Annotated in this window: 16 protein-coding genes and 1 tRNA gene; 12 read left to right on the top strand and 5 right to left on the bottom strand. The window is 68.1% G+C overall.

The window, feature by feature from the left end; translation table 11 throughout:
- Positions 1-94: 94 nt before the first annotated feature.
- The 6 genes from aroQ (at position 95) to ACTIF2_RS16520 (ending at position 4811) form a co-directional block, all read left to right on the top strand.
- Complete coding sequence (gene aroQ / locus ACTIF2_RS16495) at positions 95-538, top strand: type II 3-dehydroquinate dehydratase (protein ID WP_439498178.1); 444 nt, start codon at positions 95-97, stop codon at positions 536-538.
- Positions 539-598: 60 nt separating this feature from the next.
- Positions 599-1423 carry a sugar phosphate isomerase/epimerase family protein gene (locus ACTIF2_RS16500; protein ID WP_439498179.1) on the top strand — a complete coding sequence of 275 codons (825 nt, stop codon included), beginning with the start codon at positions 599-601 and terminating at the stop codon, positions 1421-1423.
- 57 nt (positions 1424-1480) lie between these two features.
- Positions 1481-2164 carry a hypothetical protein gene (locus tag ACTIF2_RS16505; protein WP_439498180.1) on the top strand — a complete coding sequence of 228 codons (684 nt, stop codon included), beginning with the start codon at positions 1481-1483 and terminating at the stop codon, positions 2162-2164.
- Between the two features lie 17 nt (positions 2165-2181).
- Positions 2182-3039 (top strand): shikimate dehydrogenase family protein, encoded by an 858-nt coding sequence (locus tag ACTIF2_RS16510; protein ID WP_439498181.1) that lies wholly within the window; start codon positions 2182-2184, stop codon positions 3037-3039.
- 61 nt (positions 3040-3100) lie between these two features.
- Positions 3101-4114 (top strand): Gfo/Idh/MocA family protein, encoded by a 1014-nt coding sequence (locus ACTIF2_RS16515; protein ID WP_439498182.1) that lies wholly within the window; start codon positions 3101-3103, stop codon positions 4112-4114.
- A gap of 4 nt (positions 4115-4118) precedes the next feature.
- The gene (locus ACTIF2_RS16520) at positions 4119-4811 is read left to right on the top strand and encodes a hypothetical protein (RefSeq protein WP_439498183.1); all 693 of its coding nucleotides are present in this window, start codon (positions 4119-4121) and stop codon (positions 4809-4811) included.
- A gap of 10 nt (positions 4812-4821) precedes the next feature.
- On the opposite strand, the gene ACTIF2_RS16525 is transcribed toward ACTIF2_RS16520, so the two are convergent.
- Positions 4822-5721 (bottom strand): LysR family transcriptional regulator, encoded by a 900-nt coding sequence (locus tag ACTIF2_RS16525; protein WP_439498184.1) that lies wholly within the window; start codon positions 5719-5721, stop codon positions 4822-4824.
- Positions 5722-5892: 171 nt separating this feature from the next.
- Between ACTIF2_RS16525 and ACTIF2_RS16530 the strand changes: the two genes are divergently transcribed.
- The 6 genes from ACTIF2_RS16530 to ACTIF2_RS16555 all read left to right on the top strand — a co-directional run bounded on the left by ACTIF2_RS16530 (position 5893) and on the right by ACTIF2_RS16555 (position 12200).
- Positions 5893-7320, top strand: a complete 1428-nt coding sequence (locus ACTIF2_RS16530; RefSeq protein ID WP_439498185.1) for an FAD-dependent oxidoreductase — start codon at positions 5893-5895, stop codon at positions 7318-7320.
- A 156-nt stretch (positions 7321-7476) separates the two neighbouring features.
- Positions 7477-8532, top strand: a complete 1056-nt coding sequence (locus ACTIF2_RS16535) for an ABC transporter substrate-binding protein (protein ID WP_439498186.1) — start codon at positions 7477-7479, stop codon at positions 8530-8532.
- A 40-nt stretch (positions 8533-8572) separates the two neighbouring features.
- Positions 8573-9379: an ABC transporter ATP-binding protein gene (locus ACTIF2_RS16540; protein WP_439498187.1), complete on the top strand. Its 807-nt coding sequence runs from the start codon at positions 8573-8575 to the stop codon at positions 9377-9379.
- Positions 9376-10461, top strand: coding sequence for an ABC transporter permease (locus tag ACTIF2_RS16545; protein WP_439498188.1), 1086 nt, complete (start codon positions 9376-9378; stop codon positions 10459-10461). Before ACTIF2_RS16540 ends, ACTIF2_RS16545 begins: the two co-directional genes overlap by 4 nt.
- Positions 10461-11411 carry an alpha/beta hydrolase gene (locus ACTIF2_RS16550; protein WP_439498189.1) on the top strand — a complete coding sequence of 317 codons (951 nt, stop codon included), beginning with the start codon at positions 10461-10463 and terminating at the stop codon, positions 11409-11411. The genes ACTIF2_RS16545 and ACTIF2_RS16550 overlap by 1 nt, the downstream gene beginning before the upstream one ends.
- Positions 11412-11435: 24 nt before the next feature.
- Complete coding sequence (locus ACTIF2_RS16555) at positions 11436-12200, top strand: SDR family NAD(P)-dependent oxidoreductase (RefSeq protein WP_439498190.1); 765 nt, start codon at positions 11436-11438, stop codon at positions 12198-12200.
- Positions 12201-12267: 67 nt separating this feature from the next.
- Here the strand turns inward: ACTIF2_RS16555 and ACTIF2_RS16560 are convergent, their stop codons facing one another.
- The 4 genes from ACTIF2_RS16560 to pdeM form a co-directional block, all read right to left on the bottom strand.
- Positions 12268-13119 (bottom strand): alpha/beta fold hydrolase, encoded by an 852-nt coding sequence (locus tag ACTIF2_RS16560; RefSeq protein WP_439498191.1) that lies wholly within the window; start codon positions 13117-13119, stop codon positions 12268-12270.
- A 38-nt stretch (positions 13120-13157) separates the two neighbouring features.
- The gene (locus tag ACTIF2_RS16565; RefSeq protein WP_439498192.1) at positions 13158-14147 is read right to left on the bottom strand and encodes an alpha/beta fold hydrolase; all 990 of its coding nucleotides are present in this window, start codon (positions 14145-14147) and stop codon (positions 13158-13160) included.
- A 564-nt stretch (positions 14148-14711) separates the two neighbouring features.
- Positions 14712-14786 (bottom strand) — tRNA-Thr (locus ACTIF2_RS16570).
- Positions 14787-14900: 114 nt separating this feature from the next.
- Positions 14901-15563: a ligase-associated DNA damage response endonuclease PdeM gene (gene pdeM, locus ACTIF2_RS16575; RefSeq protein WP_439498251.1), complete on the bottom strand. Its 663-nt coding sequence runs from the start codon at positions 15561-15563 to the stop codon at positions 14901-14903.
- Between the last annotated feature and the right edge of the window lie 33 nt (positions 15564-15596).

A 15596-nucleotide genomic window follows, 5' to 3' on the forward strand; every position in this document is an offset into this window, starting at 1 on the left:
GAATAGTATTCCAGAATACTCTTGACGATGGATGTAAACCAGTTCAATCAGGCGAACGGATAGGCGTCGTAGGCGCGCTGTGCGGGAGGCCTCGTTGACACTGCCGGTCTATGTCCTGAACGGTCCGAACCTCAACCTGCTGGGCGAGCGCGAGCCGCATATCTACGGCCATGAGACGCTCGCCGATGTCGAGGCCCGCTGCGAGCGCGCGGCCTCTGCGGTCGGGCTCGAGGCGCGCTGCTTCCAGTCCAATCACGAGGGCCAGCTGATCGACTGGGTCCACGAGGCCCGCAAGCAGGCCTCCGCCATCGTCATCAACCCGGCCGGCCTGACCTTCACCTCGATCGCGCTGCTCGATTCCCTCAAGGCCTTCGACAAGCCGAAGATGGAGGTCCACATCAGCAATCCTCATGCGCGGGAGAGCTATTACCATTCCTCGTTCATCTCGAAGACCGCCCATGGCGTGATCGCGGGCCTGGGTCCCTTCGGCTACGAATGCGCCATCCAGGCGATCAGCCAGCAACTGTCCAAGCCCTGACCGGCGCCCCTCCGGCAGGGCGCGAGGCGCGTCCTGCCCCGACGAGCCCGCGGAGATGAGATGACCACGCCCCCGATCGCGCTTGCACCCCTCGGCTTTCTCGAATTGCCGCCGACGGAGCTGATCTCCGTCGCTGCCGGTGCCGGTTTCGGCTCGGTCGCCATCCGTGCCTGCGCGGCGGTGCCCGGCGGCGTCGCCTATCCACTCGAGCCCGGCAGCGCCGCCTCGCGCGAGACGCGCGCCCGCATGCGCGACACCGGAATCGGCCTCGCCCAGCTCGAAATGGTCTCGCTGGAAAGGGCGACGGTCCCGGCCGATTACGAGGCGATGCTGGCGGGCGGCGCCGAGCTCGGCTGCCGCCGGGTCGTCGCCGCCGGCAATGACCCCGACCTTGCGCTGGTGGCCGACCTGCTGGGCGAACTCTGTGAGCACGCGGCTCGTTACGAGATGGTGGTCGACCTCGAATTCATGCCGTTCCGCGCACTGATGACGCTCTCCCAGGCCGACGCGCTGGTGACGCGGGCCGGCGCGGGCAACGCCCTGATCATGATCGACACGCTGCACCTCTTCCGCTCGGGCGGCTCGGTCGAGCTGCTGCGCGACATCGACCCGCGGCGTCTCGGCGTCGTGCAGATCTGCGATGCGCCGCTGCTGGCGCCGCCGCCGGACAGGCTGGCCGATGAGGCGCGCGAGGCGAGGCTGGTGCCGGGCGAAGGCGAGCTGCCGCTCGTCGAGGTCATGCGCGCGCTGCCGGCCGACATCGTCATCGCTGCCGAATGCCCGATCCAGCGCCAGTATCCCGATCTCGCGCCGGCCGAGCGGGCGGCCCTGGTCTACCAGGCCTCGCGCCGCTTTCTCGACGGGCTGGTGCAGGAAGTGGGCTGATTTCATCGGGGCTGCGGGTGGCGGAAGCCCCCTGGACAAGCTTGCGGAGGACGATCGATGCCGATCAAGGGCAACGCCTTCATGGCGATCTGGCACGACATCAAGGCCGAGTCCGAGCCGGAATACCATCGCTGGCACACGCGCGAACACATGCCGGAGCGGCTCAGCATTCCCGGCTTCAAGCGCGGGCGCCGCGGCGTCGACTGGGCGCTGGCGAGCCACCGCTATCTGACGGTCTATGAGGGGCCGGATCTCGGCGTGTTCGGTTCGCCGGCCTATCTCGAACGTCTCAACAACCCGACGCCCTGGACGCTGCGCGTCCAGCCGGCCTTCTACAATTTCATCCGCTGCGGCTGCGAGGTCGTGCTCTCGCGGGGCGAGGGCGTCGGCGGCGCGATGGCGACCGTCCGCATCTCCTTCGGCGAGGCTGGCGAGGCCGAGCTGCGCGCGGCCGCGCCCGCGATCGTCGACGAGATCATGGCGCTCGACGGGGTCAGCAGCGTCCATGTCGGCGTCGCGCGGCCGGAGAGCACGGGCGCAAAGACCAGGGAGACCGAGCTGCGCGGCATGACGCGGGATGGCGTCTTCGATGCGACCGTGCTGGTCGACGGCGTCGGCCGGCGCGAGCTCGAGGCGGTGATGCAGCAGATCGGCGAGATCCTGGCCAGGCACGGGCTGGCGCCGCAGCCTGGCGAGGCCGCCATCTACGACATGGCCTTCGCCCTCGATTCCCTGCTCTGAGACCGAGAGGCACGGCGATGGATGCAAGGCTGCAGAACGGCGCGATCGTGACGGGGGCGACCCGCCTCCTCGGCATTGTCGGCCACCCGATCGAGCAGGTGCGCGCCCCGGCTTTGTGGAGCGCCATGTTCCGCGAGCACGGGCTGAATCTGCTCTGCCTGCCGCTTCACGTCGTCCCGGCCGAGCTCGACAGCTTCTTCAAGGGTCTGCGCACTCTGCGCAACCTCGCCGGGCTGATCGTCACCATCCCGCACAAGCTCGCTGCGGTCGGCCAGGTCGACCTCCTGACCGGGCGCGCCCGCCTCGTCCAGTCGGTCAACTTCATCGCGGTCGGCGCGGATGGCTCGCTGACCGGCGACATCATCGACGGCATCGGCATGGTCGGCAACCTGCGTGGCAATGGCGCCGATCCCGCCGGCAAGCGCACCTTGCTCGTCGGCGCCGGCGGCGTCGGGACGGCGATCGCCTTCGCGCTCGCCGAGGCCGGGGTCTCCGATCTGGTGATCTACGATTCGCAAGCCGCGCGCGCCGCCAGCGTCGCCGCCCGGGTCGCGGCGACCGGAGCGCCCGCCCGCTTCGGCCCGCCCGACCCCGACGGCTTCGATCTCATCGTCAACGCGACGCCGCTCGGCATGAAGCCGGACGATCCGCTGCCGGTCGATCCCGGCCGGATTTCGCCCAGCGCCGTCGTCGCCGACGTCGTCGTGCACGCGACGCGGCTGCTGGAGCGGGCCGCGGCGCGCGGCTGCCGCACCTTCGACGGCATCGGCATGACCGTGCACCAGCTCGAGACCATGGCCGGACATCTCGGCCTCGGCGCTCATGACTTCAGCCCGCCGACCGTCCAGCGCGTCGCCGACCGGCTGGCACTATGAATGGCGCAATCGCGATGGCTGCGCTTTGCTCGCCGCTCCTCTCTCGGAAGGGTTCTGCACCATGACAGACCGGCCTCTGCGCTTCGGCGTGCTCGGCGCCGCCAATATCGCTCGCGCCTTCATCGCCGGGGTCGCCCCGTCGGCCAAGGTCACGGTCGCCGCGGTCGCGAGCCGCGACCCGGCCAAGGCCGAGGCCTTCGCGCGCGAGACCGGCGTGCCGCGCTTCCACGGCTCCTATGAGGCGCTGCTGGCGGACCAGGAGATCGACGCGCTCTACATCCCGCTGCCCAACAGCCTGCACGCCGAATGGGTCGTCCGCGCCGCCGAGCACGGCAAGCCCGTGCTTTGCGAGAAGCCGCTCGCCATCAGCGGGGCGCAGGCTCGCGAGATGTTCGCGGCGGCGCGCAAGAACGGCGTCGCGCTCGTCGAGGGCTTCCCCTATTTGGCCCAGATCCAGACGGCGAAGCTGCGCGAGCTGCTCGCCGCCGGCGCCATCGGCAAGCTCAAGACGATCCACGCCGCCTTCGGCATTACCTCCGCCGATCCGCAGAACATCCGGCTCAGCCCGACGCTCGGCGGCGGCGCCGTTCTCGACGCCGGCAGCTATGCCACCAGCCTGATCCGGATCGCGGCCGGCGAGCGGCCGACCCGCGTCCACGCCACCGCACATTTTGCGGCCAATGGCGTCGACCTGACCACGCTGGCGACCATCGAGTTCGCCAACGGCCTGCTGGCGCAGATGTCCTGCTCCTTCGAGACCGGCTATCACCGCCACGCCCTGATCGCCGGCACGGACGGCGTGATCGAGACCAATTTCCTGAATCACCCGCCGCGCAGCGGGCCGGCGGTGCTGCAGGTCAAGCGCGGCATCGCCTTCGATGCGGCCTTCGAGCCGCTCGAGGTGCCGGCCGGCAACGGCTTCCTGCGCGAGGCCGAATCCTTCGCCGACATGCTGGTGCATGGGCCGGAGCGCTGGACCGGAGCGAGCGAGGCGGAATCGATCGACATCATGGACACGCTCGACGCCGTCGCCGCCAGCGCCTGCTCCGGCGGCTGGGTCGAACTGCGGAGCTGATCCGATGCTCAAGAGCCAGGCCTTGCTCTCGCTCTGGAACGGGTTCGATCCGGACCGGCTCGACGAATACGATCTCTGGCACACGCGCGAGCACGTGCCGGAGCGCCTCGCCGTGCCCGGCATGCTGCGCGCGCGCCGCCTCCATCGCGGGGAGGGGCCCTTGCCTTCCTTCCTGACGCTTTACGAGCTGGACTCGAGCGCGGTGCTGGCGAGCGATCCCTATCGCCGCCTGCTCGAGAATCCGACGACGTGGTCGCGCGGCATGCGGCCTTCCTTCCAGGGCTTCTTCCGCGTCGGCCACCGCGTCGTGCTCAGCCGCGGCGGCGGGGCGGGCGGCGCCCTGATGGCGACGACCTTCGACGATCCTGGGGCGCCCGACGGAGGCTGGGAGGAGATCGCGGCCATCGTCCTGCGCGAGACGCGGGCGACGGCGATCCACGCGCTCGCCAAGGACGCGCGCGTCGCACCGGTGCCCTTCGCCGTGCCGGGCGGCGCCGGCCATGCCGACGGCGCGGCGCTGATGGTCGAGTGCTATGACCGGGCGCGCCTCGGCGGCATCGCCGAAGTGCTCGACGCGGCGCTCGACAGCCGGCGCATGGCTCTCGGCCGTGCCGCCTGGACGCGCTATGAGCTCGCCTATCTCCTCGACCGCGACGAGCTGGCGGAGGTCGCGACACTCGGCGGCCCGCTCGGCTGAGCCGATGGTCTCAGCTGTCCATTGTCGCCCGCCATTGCGCGATCGCCCGCAGCAGCATGCGCTGCAAATGCAGGGCCGGCGACGAGAGCTGCACGCCGTTCTGGGAGATGAGGCCGATGGTGCGCTTGATCAGCGGCGCCTTGATCGGGATGATGCGGAGCTCCGGGCGCGGCGGGATTGCCATCCTTGGCAGCACGGTGATCGCGATGCCGGTCACCACGAAGTGGACGGCCATGGGGACGCGCTGCACCTCATAGGCCCAGTCGAGCCTGTCGCCGAACTTGCTCAGGCTTTCGCTGAGGATGAAGCCGTGGCTGGTCGTGGTCGAGACCCGCGCCAGCGGATAGCCGACGAGGTCGGCCCAGTTCAGCTCGGCGCGGTCCGCCAGCGGATGGCCGGCAGGCACGGCGGCGACGAAGTCCTCGTCGAACAGCGCACGCGATTTCTGCGCCCAGAGCTGCGCCCCGAGGATGGTCAGCGCGAACTGCACCTCGCCATTGGCGACCCTGTCGCGCAGGGCTGCTGCCGGCTCGTCGTAGACCACGACGTTGACCCGCGGATAGCGCTGCCGGAACTCGCGCAGCACGCCTGGCAGGAAGCGCTCGCCGACCGAGCCGAGGCAGCCGACGCTGACGCGCTCATGCGCCTGGCGACCCTCCAGCTTCAGCCCCTCATAGAGTTGGTTCAGGCGCATCAGCGCGTCGCGTGCCTTCGGGAAGAAGTCCTGGCCGGCCCGAGTCAGCGTCAGCGTGCGCGTGGTGCGCTGGAACAGCGTCACCCCGACATCTTGCTCCAGCTTCTTGATGCGGTGGCTGAGCGCCGTCTGCGACAGGCGCATCGCATCGGCGGCGCGGCGGAAGCTGCCGCATTCGGCGATCTGGATGAAGGCCTCCAGCCCCGGCACGTCCATGGGCTTTCCTCGATTGAGCAATCCAGCTCACCAATAGACAGGTAAAATTCATTTGAACAGGGCGTGTAACGGCCATTAGGCTCGACCTTAATCAGGACGCCGCACGCAGCAGGGGCCTTGGTCCCGCGCAGTCGCGGCGCTTTGGCCGAAAGGTCCGGAGAGGAAGCGGATATGGGATCGATGGAGGGTGAGGGCGGCCGGCTGTTCTTCCAGGCCGAGACCTTCGATACGCAGAAGCTCGACCGGCGCCGGCCCTCCAGCCGCGTCGTCGTCGAGCCGGCGCAGGAGCTGCCGGTTCATACCGAATGCGATGTCCTCGTCGTCGGCGGTGGCCCGGCCGGGACGGCGGCTGCGGTCGCAGCGGCAAGGCTCGGCGCCGATGTCGTGCTGCTCGAGCGCTACAACCATCTCGGTGGCCTCTCCACCGGCGGCCTCGTCATCTGGATCGACCGGATGACCGACTGGAACGGCACCCACGTCATCCGCGGCTTCGCCGAGGAGCTGCTCTCGCGCCTGACGCGCGACATGATCGCCGGCCCGTCCCCGGCCGAATGGGGCTCGAAGGATCCCGAGCGCGTCGCCCATTGGGCCCTGCGCACCGCCGCCTTCAACGGCACCGTGACGCATTCGCCGACGCTCGACCCCGAATGGCTCAAGGCGGAATCGCTCGCCATGGTGCTGGAGGCCGGCGTCCATCCGATCTTCCACGCCTGGGGCGCGCGGCCTCTGCTGGAGGGCAACCGCGTCACCGGCTGCGCCTTCGAAAGCAAGGAGGGCCGTCGCGCCGTGCTGGCCAAGGTCACGATCGACGCCACTGGCGATGGCGACCTCTATGCCAGGGCCGGCTCCGGCTTCGATACCGAGGTCGACACCCGCGACATCCATGGCTGCATGAACACGGCCTGGCTCTTCGGTGGGGTCGACATGCAGGCCTTCCTGCGCTTCCGCGGCGAAACGCCCGAGCAATTCTCGCAGTTCATGGCGCGCGGGCGCGAGGCGATGCGCTTCTTCGAGAAGCCGGTGGTCTCCTGGCGCGACGATGTCGCGGTCTTCATGGGCCCACGGCTCGCCGGCTATTCGGCGCTCAAGGTCGAGGACCTGTCCGAGGTCGAGATCCGGAGCCATCAGCTCATGGTCGAGCATCTCGCCTTCTATCGCGCGCACGCGCCGGGCTTCTCCAACGCCTTCCTGATGTTGTCGGCCCCGCAGCTCGGCGTCCGCCACGGCCGCAGGCTGGTCGGTCAGGGCAAGCTGACGCGCGAGGCCTGGGACGGCAGGATCGCGGCCGACGAGATCGGCGTCTCGCCCTCGCTCTCGCCGAAATTCGCCAATGTCTCGGTGCCCTATGGCGCGATCGTGCCGCGCGAGGTCGAGGGGTTGCTGGCGCCGGGGCGCCATCTCTCCTGTGACGCCACCAGCCATTCTTTCATGCGCGAGATCCCGCAATGCTGGCTGACCGGCCATGCCGCCGGCGTCGCTGCCGCGATCGCCGCCGACCGCGGACTTAGGCTGGCCGAGGTACCCGTCGCCGAGATGAGGGTTAAGCTCGCGGCCCAGGGTGCCTTCCTCAGCGAGGCGCGCGAGATGGCGGAGAGCTGACGGCGGTTGTGCCGCCTGTCGGATCGGTTCACGATCGAGAACAGCGGCGCCGCCGCGACTGCAAAGAGACGACTGCAAGAAAGAGACCCAAGAAAAAAGACATGGGCGTCGGCCGAGAAGCCGCCCGGGACAACGAACAAAATCAAGGGAGGAACGATGACTGGGTATTTCACGCGCTGGCGCAGCTTCTGGGCTGCCGCCTCTCTCATTTGCCTCGCCGGCGGCATCGCCCCGGCCGTCGCCCAAGCCCCGGTGCTGGCGCCGCTGAACCCTCCGCAGACGGTCAAGGTCGCCTATGTGCCGATCATGAAGTTCGCGACGGCCTATGTCGCGCAGTCGCGCGGGCTGTTCCAGAAATACGGCCTTGACGTGAAGATGGAGACCGTCAAGTCGGGCACGGAGGCGATCGCCTTCCTCGACAAGGGCACCGTCGACGCTGGCGGCATCTCGATCGTCGCCTCGCTCTGGACCGCCTGGAACCGCGGCCTCGACATCCGGGTGATCGCGCCGGGCGCCCTCGACCCGATGAAGGACGGGCCGACCAAGCTGATCGTCCGCAAGGACCTGATCGACAGCGGCGCGGTCAAGACGATCGCCGATCTCAAGGGCAAGCGCATCGCCGCCGCTGGCGGCCCCGGCAGCGGCGGCGAGTACTTCGTCAGCAAGGCGCTGGAGCAGGCCAAGCTGACGATCCGCGACGTCCAGCTCCTCAATGTCGGCAATGCCGACATGCCGGCGGCGATCGAGGCCAAGTCGGTCGACGCGGTGCTGCTCTCCTCGCCCTATTCCGACCAGATCGTGAAGGCCGGCACCGGCGTCCTGCTGGTCCAGGACATCACGCCCGGCCTGATGACGGTCGCCTTCGTCGGCTCCGGAAAGTTCGTCAAGGAGCGGCCCGAGGCGGCCGAGCGCTTCGTCCTGGCGATGACCGAGGCCGCTCGCCTGATGCAGGGCGCCGACTATCTCTCCCAGGCCAATGTCGACGCCTATCTCAAGCACAATCCGACGACCGTCGAGGCGATCCGGTCGGGCAGCCCGGGCATCTACGATCCCAACATGGCGATCCCCTTCGACGGACTGGCCGATCTCGAACGCGTCCATCGCGAGAATGGTCGCACCGAATACGACAAGCCGCTCGACCTGGCGAAGGTCATCGATGCGCGCTTCGTCAACAAGGCGGTCGAGCTGCTCGGCAAGGCGCCGGCCAACTAGCCGGCCGCGAAGCTCGCGCCCTTCCTGGAGGATCGCCTCGATGAGTATCGCGACACAGCAGGGCGGCGCGCCGAAGATCGGCGCCCGCAATGTCAGCAAGCATTACCCGACCGCCGATGGTACCATGGTGGCACTCGAGGATTTCTCGCTCGACGTCGCCGATGGCGAGTTCGTCTGCATCGTCGGCCCGTCGGGCTGCGGCAAGTCGACCTTCCTGCGCATGCTGGCGGGCCTCGAGGACCTCTCGCTGGGCTCGATCGAGATCCGGCCGGGCGCCGGCGCCGGCAAGCCGCTGAACAGCGTCGTCTTCCAGGAATACGCGATCTTCCCGTGGAAGACGGTCGCCGACAACGTCGCCTTCGGGCTGGAGATGCGCGGCATCGGCCGAAAGGAGCGGCAGGATACGGCGCGCTACTGGCTCGACCGGGTCGGCCTCTCGAAGTTCGCCGGCTACTACCCGCACCAGATCTCGGGCGGCATGAAGCAACGCGTCAGCATCATCCGGGCGCTCGCCAACGACCCCGAGGTGCTGCTGATGGACGAGCCGCTGGGCGCGCTAGACGCCCAGACCCGCGTCGTCCTGCAGGAGGAATTGCTGCGGATCTGGGAGGAGACGCGCAAGACCGTGGTCTACATCACCCACAGTCTCGACGAGGCGGTCCTGCTCGGCGACCGCGTCATCCTGATGAGCGCCCAGCCGGGGCGCCATCTCGCCACCTTCGAGATCGACCTGCCGCGCCCGCGCAGCATCGCGACGACCAACACGCCGCGCTTCGCCGAGTATCGCGCCCAGATCTGGGAAAAGCTCAGCGCCGAGGTAACTAGGGCCATGGAGGCGCAGCAATGACCGTCGCCACTGCACGCGACCTACCGCAGGCCGAGGGCGCAAAGCCCGCGCCGACGGTGGCGCTTTCGCCGGATCGACGGGCGATCCTGCTGCTCGCCGGCGCCGGGCTCGCGCTCCACGCCGTACTGGCGCTGACCGGCCTCTGGCGCGCCTTCGCCTGGCCGGCGATCGGCGCGAGCTTCGTCCTGCTCGTGCTGATCTGCGAGCGCATCGGCCGGCTCGTGTCGGTGCGCCGCCTGCCGGCCTATGAACGCACGCTCGCCTTCGGCTTCCCGGCGCTCGTCCTGATCGTCTGGCAGTTCGCCGGCGATTACGGGCTGATCAATCCCACCTGGTTCCCGCAGCCGACCCGGATCGCCGCCGGCCTCTGGGACATGATCGTCCGCTATGACCGCTTCTCGGAGACCAGCCTGATCGGCCGGCCCTGGCTGATCCCGGAGGTCTTCGCCGCCGACGGCATGGCCGGCGTCCGCAAGCTGCTCTCCGAGAGCCATGTGCTCGCCACGGTCGGGCGCGTCTTCGCCGGCTTCGTGCTGGGCGCCATCCCCGGCATCCTGCTCGGCGTGGTCATGGGCATGAACCAGACCGTGCGCCTGATGCTCGATACCACGCTGTCGGCGATCTACGTCCTGCCCAAGATCGCGATCTTCCCGATCGTGATGTTGATGTTTTCCGATCCCTTCGGCGAGGGACCGAAGATCGTGGTGGTGGCGCTCGCCGTCTTCATCCTGATGACGATCAACACCATGGCGGGCGTGCGCGGCATCGACCGGGTCTATCTGATGGCCGGCCGCAACTACGGCGCCAATGGCTGGCAGATGATGCGCCATGTCATCATCCCCGGCGCCATGCCGGTGATCTTCGCAGGGCTGCGCATCGCGCTCGGCACGGCGATGATCGTGATCATCTCGGTCGAGTTCCTCCGCGCCAAGCAGGGCGTCGGCTACATCACCTTCTATTACTGGGAGGTGCTGAATCCCGAGAAGATGTATGCCGGCCTGGTCGTCGTGATGATGCTCGGCGTCACCCTGACCTATGGCCTGCAATGGCTGCAGCGCCGGCTGATGCCCTGGCAGAGGTGATGTCGGCTTCCGCTCCTCACGACGACCCGGCGAGCTTACGCCGGCTCTTCCCCGGCTTTGCCGAGCAACGCATCGGCCTTGGCGACGGCACGGTGATGCGGGCGGTGACCGGCGGCTCCGGACCGGTCGTGCTCCTCATCCACGGCTATCCGGAGACGCTCGTCGCCTGGCACAGGCTGGCGCCGGTGCTGGCACGGGACCACACTGTCGTGGCCGCCGACCTGCCGGGTTATGGCGAGAGCCGGCTCTCCGCGACGAGCCGGTCGCTGACGGCGCCGTCGCGCCGGGCCTTCGCCGCCGACCTGCTCGAGATGATGGACAGGCTCGGCCATCGCCGTTTCGCCGTCATCGGCCATGACCGCGGCGCGCGCGCCGCCTTTCACATGGCGCTCGCCGCGCCTGACCGTGTTGCGGCACTGGCCTCGCTCACCGTGATCCCGACGCTCGATGTCTGGGAGGCGATCGATGGGCGCTTCGCGCTGCGCGCTCCGCACTGGTTCTTCTTCGCGCAGCCCGCCGAAGTGTTGGAGCGGCTGCTGGGGCCGGACCCGGTCGCTTTTCTCGATCATGTGCTCACCGGCATGGCCGGCGGGCTGGACCGGCTCGATCCGCTGGCGCTCGCGAGCTATCGCGCCGCCTTTTCCCGGCGCGAGGTGCGCGAGGCGGTCTATCGCGACTACCGGGCGGCGCTCAGCGTCGATCTCGACGATGAGCGCGCCGCCCGCACTGAGGGCCGGCGCCTCGCCTGTCCGGTGCTCTACCTCTGGGAGGCCGAAAGCCCGCCGGCCGATCCGCTGGCGGTGTGGCGCCGTTGGGCCGACACGGTCTCGGGCGCCGGCATCCATGGCGGCCACCTCCAGCCGGAGATCGGGGCGGACGAGGTCCTGCCCCAACTGCTTACTTTCCTCGCGCAGGCACTGGCCTCTGATGCCGTCCTTGGCCCGGCCTGACCCAATGCGTCCGGAGTCGAACCGATGAAAACCGCCCTGATCACCGGCGGCGCCGGCGCCGTCGGTGCTGCAGCCGCCCGCCTGCTGGCGAGCGACGGCTTTTCGGTGGTGCTCGCCGACATCGCCCATGAGCGGGCCGAGGCGATCTGCGCCGCGATCCGCCGCGACCATGGCGTCGAGGCCGTGGCGGAGGCCGTCGACCTCAGCGATCCCGCCGCCTGCCGCAGGCTGATCGGCGCGGTGGAACAGCGCTTCGGCCGGCTCGACTGCCTCGTCAACAATGCCGGCAAGACCGGCGCGCCGAGGATCGGCGCGGTCGATCTTACCGCCTGGAACGAGGTCCTGGCGATGAACCTCACCGCGCCGATGCTGCTCTGCCAGGAGGCGCAGCCACTGCTCAAGGCGAGCGGCGGCGGCAGTATCGTCAACGTCGCCTCGCGCGTCTATCTCAGTGGCACCGGCGTCGCCTACACCTCGAGCAAGTCGGGGCTGATCGGGCTGACGCGGGTCCTCGCCGTGCAGCTAGGCCCGGACAATATCCGGGTCAACGCGGTGGCGCCGAGTTTCCTCAATACGCCCTTCAACAAGAAGATCGTCGAGGAGGATTCTGGCCTCGCCGCGTCGTTCCGCCGGATGTCGCCGCTCGGTCGGCTCGGCACCGCCGAGGACGTCGCTGGCGCCATTGCCTTCCTGGCCTCTCCGCGCGCGAGCTTCATCACCGGCGACGTCATTCACGTATGCGGTGGGACGCAATTGGCGCCTCAACCGGCGGCTTCCGATGGCGGGTGAGGTTGACACATGCGATCGTGACCCGTGTCGCTGGTCTTTGCGAGCAATACGGGCGTAGTCCGGCGTGTTACCGGCCCAGAAAGGTGAGGAGCGCGTCCGTCGTCTCGTCCGGGCGCTCTTCCGCGACCCAGTGCCCGCAATCCGCTATGCTTCCGCCGGAGACATTGGCGGCGAATTCCTGCAGCATCGGGACCATTCTCGCGCCATACCGGTGCTCGCCGCCCAGGGCCAGGACGGGGATCGTCAAAGGCGTCTTCTTCCAGGCGAGAGCGTTGGCGTGATCGGTTGGAAAGGCGCGGTACCATTCGAGCCCGCCGCGCGTGTTGCCGACCTGTGCCAGGGCGCGGGCGAATATCTCGATGTCCTCCTGCTCGAAGGCGCCGTGGTTGAAGGCCCTGTCGGATATGAAGGTCGAGACATATGTGAGCTCGCGGCCCTGGATCAGCAGCTCCGGCAGATCCCGTCTCATGTGAAATGAAAAGTGCCAGACCTTCGGGTCGGCGAAATTGGCTTCCCACTGGCTCCAACCCGGCATCGGGGCGTCGAGAATCGCGAGGTGGGTCAAGGCCTCGCGGTGCTTGAACGCGAGTGCGAGGGCGACCATGGCGCCGATATCGTGTCCGCAGACGGCGTAGCGCGGAAAGCCGAGCGCCTGCATCGCGCCGTGGACATCCTCCGCCAAAGTCGCCTTGTCGTAGCCGGTCAGCGGATTGTCCGAATGACCGGCGCCGCGAAGGTCGAGCGCGATCACGGTATGGTGCTTGCCGAGTTCCGGCATGATCTTGTGCCACTCCCACCACGTCTGTGGAAAACCGTGCAGCAAGACCAGCGGGGAGCCGCTTCCGCCGATCACGGCGTGAATGCCGATGTCACCGGCCTTCACCATGCGATGTTCAAATCCTTGCAGTGTCGTGCTCATGGGTCGGCCTTCGTCGCTCCGGGATCCGAGATGTGAGTTCACCGCGCCGGCGCGGCGCGCGGCTTGTCGAGAAATGCCCTGATTGCGCCTGCCAGCTCGCGGGGCCGCTCCTCCGGCGGGTAATGGCCGCAGCGCGCGATCAGCACGTCCTCGACGTCGCTGGCCACGCGGCGGATCGCCTTCGATGACGCGCCGCCATAGCCCCAATCGGCGCCTACGGCGAGAACCGGCATCGGCAGCGCCGTCACGCCCCAGGCAGCGTTATCCACGCGGTCGACAGGGAGCGTCCGGTAATAGCTGAAGGAAGAGCGCAGGGCGCCCGGCCTGGCGAGCGCCTGTGCGTAATGCTCGATCTCGGCGGTACTGACGGCGTTCGCGTCGAACAGGCCGACTTTCTCCCGCCGCATGAAATGATCGACGAAGAGGAATTCCCGGCCGCTGACCAGTTGTTCCGAGATGTCGCCGGCCATGTTGAAGCCGAAGTGCCAGCTGCCGCCCTTCGCGACGTCCATCCCTTCTTCCTGGCCGAAGGCGGGAAGGCTGCTCTCGATGAAGACGAGATGGCTGACCTCGTCGGGCCACTGCGCGGCATATGCGAAAGCGACATGTCCGCCCACGTCGTGGCCGACGATCGCGATGCGCGACACGCCGAGCGCCTGAACGAATTCCCGCAAGCGGCGGGAAATCGTCTTCTTGTCGAAGCCACCCTCCGGCTTCGACGTGAAGCCGAACCCGGGGAGGTCGGGCGTGATCACGTCGTATCCATCGCTGAGGAGGGGGACGACCCTCCGCCAGGCAAACGACGTCTGGGGCCAGCCATGAAGCAGGACGATCGGAGTGCCAGAGCCGGCGCGCCTGTAGGCGAACCGAACGTCGCTCGTACGTAACGACTCGTAGGAAGCTGCGTCGCGGCTCAATGCCATGTCTCCCGAAGAACTGGTCCCGACGTCCGCTTCGCGGAGGCCTGACTCACGGCGATGGGGTACGTGCGACGACCGCCACCGTCGCAACGAGCAGTTCTTTGACATAAACAGTTCTCAAATGCAAACTGATAGGCAATAAGTTTATATATGAGAACAATCCTGATCTCGATATTCTGGTCTCGCGTCAGGCCAACGATCCGGACGGCGTCCGCAGCTTCATCAACAGGACAGGGCGGACGCTCGCGCCGATGAAAGCGCATGAGCGGCCCATCCGTACTTCCCGAGATGGCACCGCGAAAATTGCTTCAAGCAGTGAGGCAGCCTGTCGACGCAGTAATCCTCTGACCGACACCAAGCTGGCCAGCCCATCGGGCCGTCGCTGTCGTATGCGTAGTCCTCGGAAACCCACAGCCCTCGCGGCTTGTCCTCGGCATGGGGCCGCTGCTTGACAGAGACGACCAAGCTTAGCCGCTTCGCCGAGTAATGGGTCAGCTCGGGGTAAGCGCCCATCACGCTTCCCCCGAACAGGAGAGGGGCGGAACAGCCTGAGAACGCGCTCCACGGATTTTACACGGATTGACACGCCGTGTTCCGCTTGCGTTCGCCGATGTGTGCCGACGAGCCTCAGGCGAGGCTACTCCTAAGCTATTGGTTTTCTTGGAGAATGGCTGGTGCTGCGAGAGAGGATTGAACTCTCGACCTCTCCATTACCAATGGAGTGCTCTACCACTGAGCTACCGCAGCAGGACCGTTGGCCTTGAACGCCGGATCGCCGCGGGTGAGGCGGGAGCGGGCGTGGCGTCGTTCCGAAGCGGCGTCCTGATGCCACAAGCCCCCGCCGGACGCAACCCGTAGGCTTCAGTCGGCGAGCAGCAATTGCCTGTCGATCCGGAAGAGCCGGCCGTCGCCCAGCATATGCGCCGTCATGCCGGCGCGGAACAGGGGGCGGAAGGCGGCGTCGCGCAGGTTCAGGCCGCCGGCATAGGCGCCCATCGCCGGCAGGATGCAGCGCTGCTCGGAGAGCGCGAAGCTGCGCCGTCGCAAGGCGCGCCCGCGCATCCTGATCTTGGCCGCCGGGTGAAGATGGCCGGCGATCTCGCAGCCCGTTTCGGCCGTATCGGGTTCATGGCGCAGCGTGACGTCGCGCAGATCGAGCGTCGCGGCGCTCTCGCCGCCCATGGCCCGGCTGATCGCGGGGTCGTGGTTGCCGGTGATCCAGAGCCAGTCGCGGCCCTTCTGGAGCAGGCGCAGCGCTCGCAGATCGGCGGCGCTGATCCGTTCCTCCGCGCCGCGATCGTGAAAGCTGTCGCCGAGCGCGATGACCCGGGCCGGCGCATGGCGCAGGATCGCCGCAGTCAGCGCCGCGATCGTCGCGGCCGAATCATAGGGCGGCAGGAAGATGCCGCGCGCCGCATAGGAGGAGCCCTTCTCGAGATGCAGGTCGGCGACGACGAGGGTCCGCTCCTCCGGCAGCCAGAGCGCGCCGGAGAGATCGGGCACCAGCGCGAGCCGGCCGAGCATCAGGGTCTCGGCCGGGCGTGCGACCAGATCGGT

Source organism: Allobosea sp., assembly GCF_051860145.1.
Lineage (GTDB): Bacteria > Pseudomonadota > Alphaproteobacteria > Rhizobiales > Beijerinckiaceae > Allobosea.

Coding starts and splice junctions, on each gene's coding strand:
- ACTIF2_RS16510 (WP_439498181.1), top strand. CDS start 2,182: ATGGATGCAAGGCTGCAGAACGGCGCGATCGTGACGGGGGCGACCCGC.
- ACTIF2_RS16535 (WP_439498186.1), top strand. CDS start 7,477: ATGACTGGGTATTTCACGCGCTGGCGCAGCTTCTGGGCTGCCGCCTCT.
- ACTIF2_RS16505 (WP_439498180.1), top strand. CDS start 1,481: ATGCCGATCAAGGGCAACGCCTTCATGGCGATCTGGCACGACATCAAG.
- ACTIF2_RS16555 (WP_439498190.1), top strand. CDS start 11,436: ATGAAAACCGCCCTGATCACCGGCGGCGCCGGCGCCGTCGGTGCTGCA.
- ACTIF2_RS16565 (WP_439498192.1), bottom strand. CDS start 14,147: ATGTCAAAGAACTGCTCGTTGCGACGGTGGCGGTCGTCGCACGTACCC.
- ACTIF2_RS16515 (WP_439498182.1), top strand. CDS start 3,101: ATGACAGACCGGCCTCTGCGCTTCGGCGTGCTCGGCGCCGCCAATATC.
- ACTIF2_RS16525 (WP_439498184.1), bottom strand. CDS start 5,721: ATGGACGTGCCGGGGCTGGAGGCCTTCATCCAGATCGCCGAATGCGGC.
- pdeM (WP_439498251.1), bottom strand. CDS start 15,563: ATGCTCGGCCGGCTCGCGCTGGTGCCCGATCTCTCCGGCGCGCTCTGG.
- ACTIF2_RS16520 (WP_439498183.1), top strand. CDS start 4,119: ATGCTCAAGAGCCAGGCCTTGCTCTCGCTCTGGAACGGGTTCGATCCG.
- ACTIF2_RS16545 (WP_439498188.1), top strand. CDS start 9,376: ATGACCGTCGCCACTGCACGCGACCTACCGCAGGCCGAGGGCGCAAAG.
- ACTIF2_RS16560 (WP_439498191.1), bottom strand. CDS start 13,119: ATGAGCACGACACTGCAAGGATTTGAACATCGCATGGTGAAGGCCGGT.
- ACTIF2_RS16540 (WP_439498187.1), top strand. CDS start 8,573: ATGAGTATCGCGACACAGCAGGGCGGCGCGCCGAAGATCGGCGCCCGC.
- ACTIF2_RS16530 (WP_439498185.1), top strand. CDS start 5,893: ATGGGATCGATGGAGGGTGAGGGCGGCCGGCTGTTCTTCCAGGCCGAG.
- ACTIF2_RS16500 (WP_439498179.1), top strand. CDS start 599: ATGACCACGCCCCCGATCGCGCTTGCACCCCTCGGCTTTCTCGAATTG.
- ACTIF2_RS16550 (WP_439498189.1), top strand. CDS start 10,461: ATGTCGGCTTCCGCTCCTCACGACGACCCGGCGAGCTTACGCCGGCTC.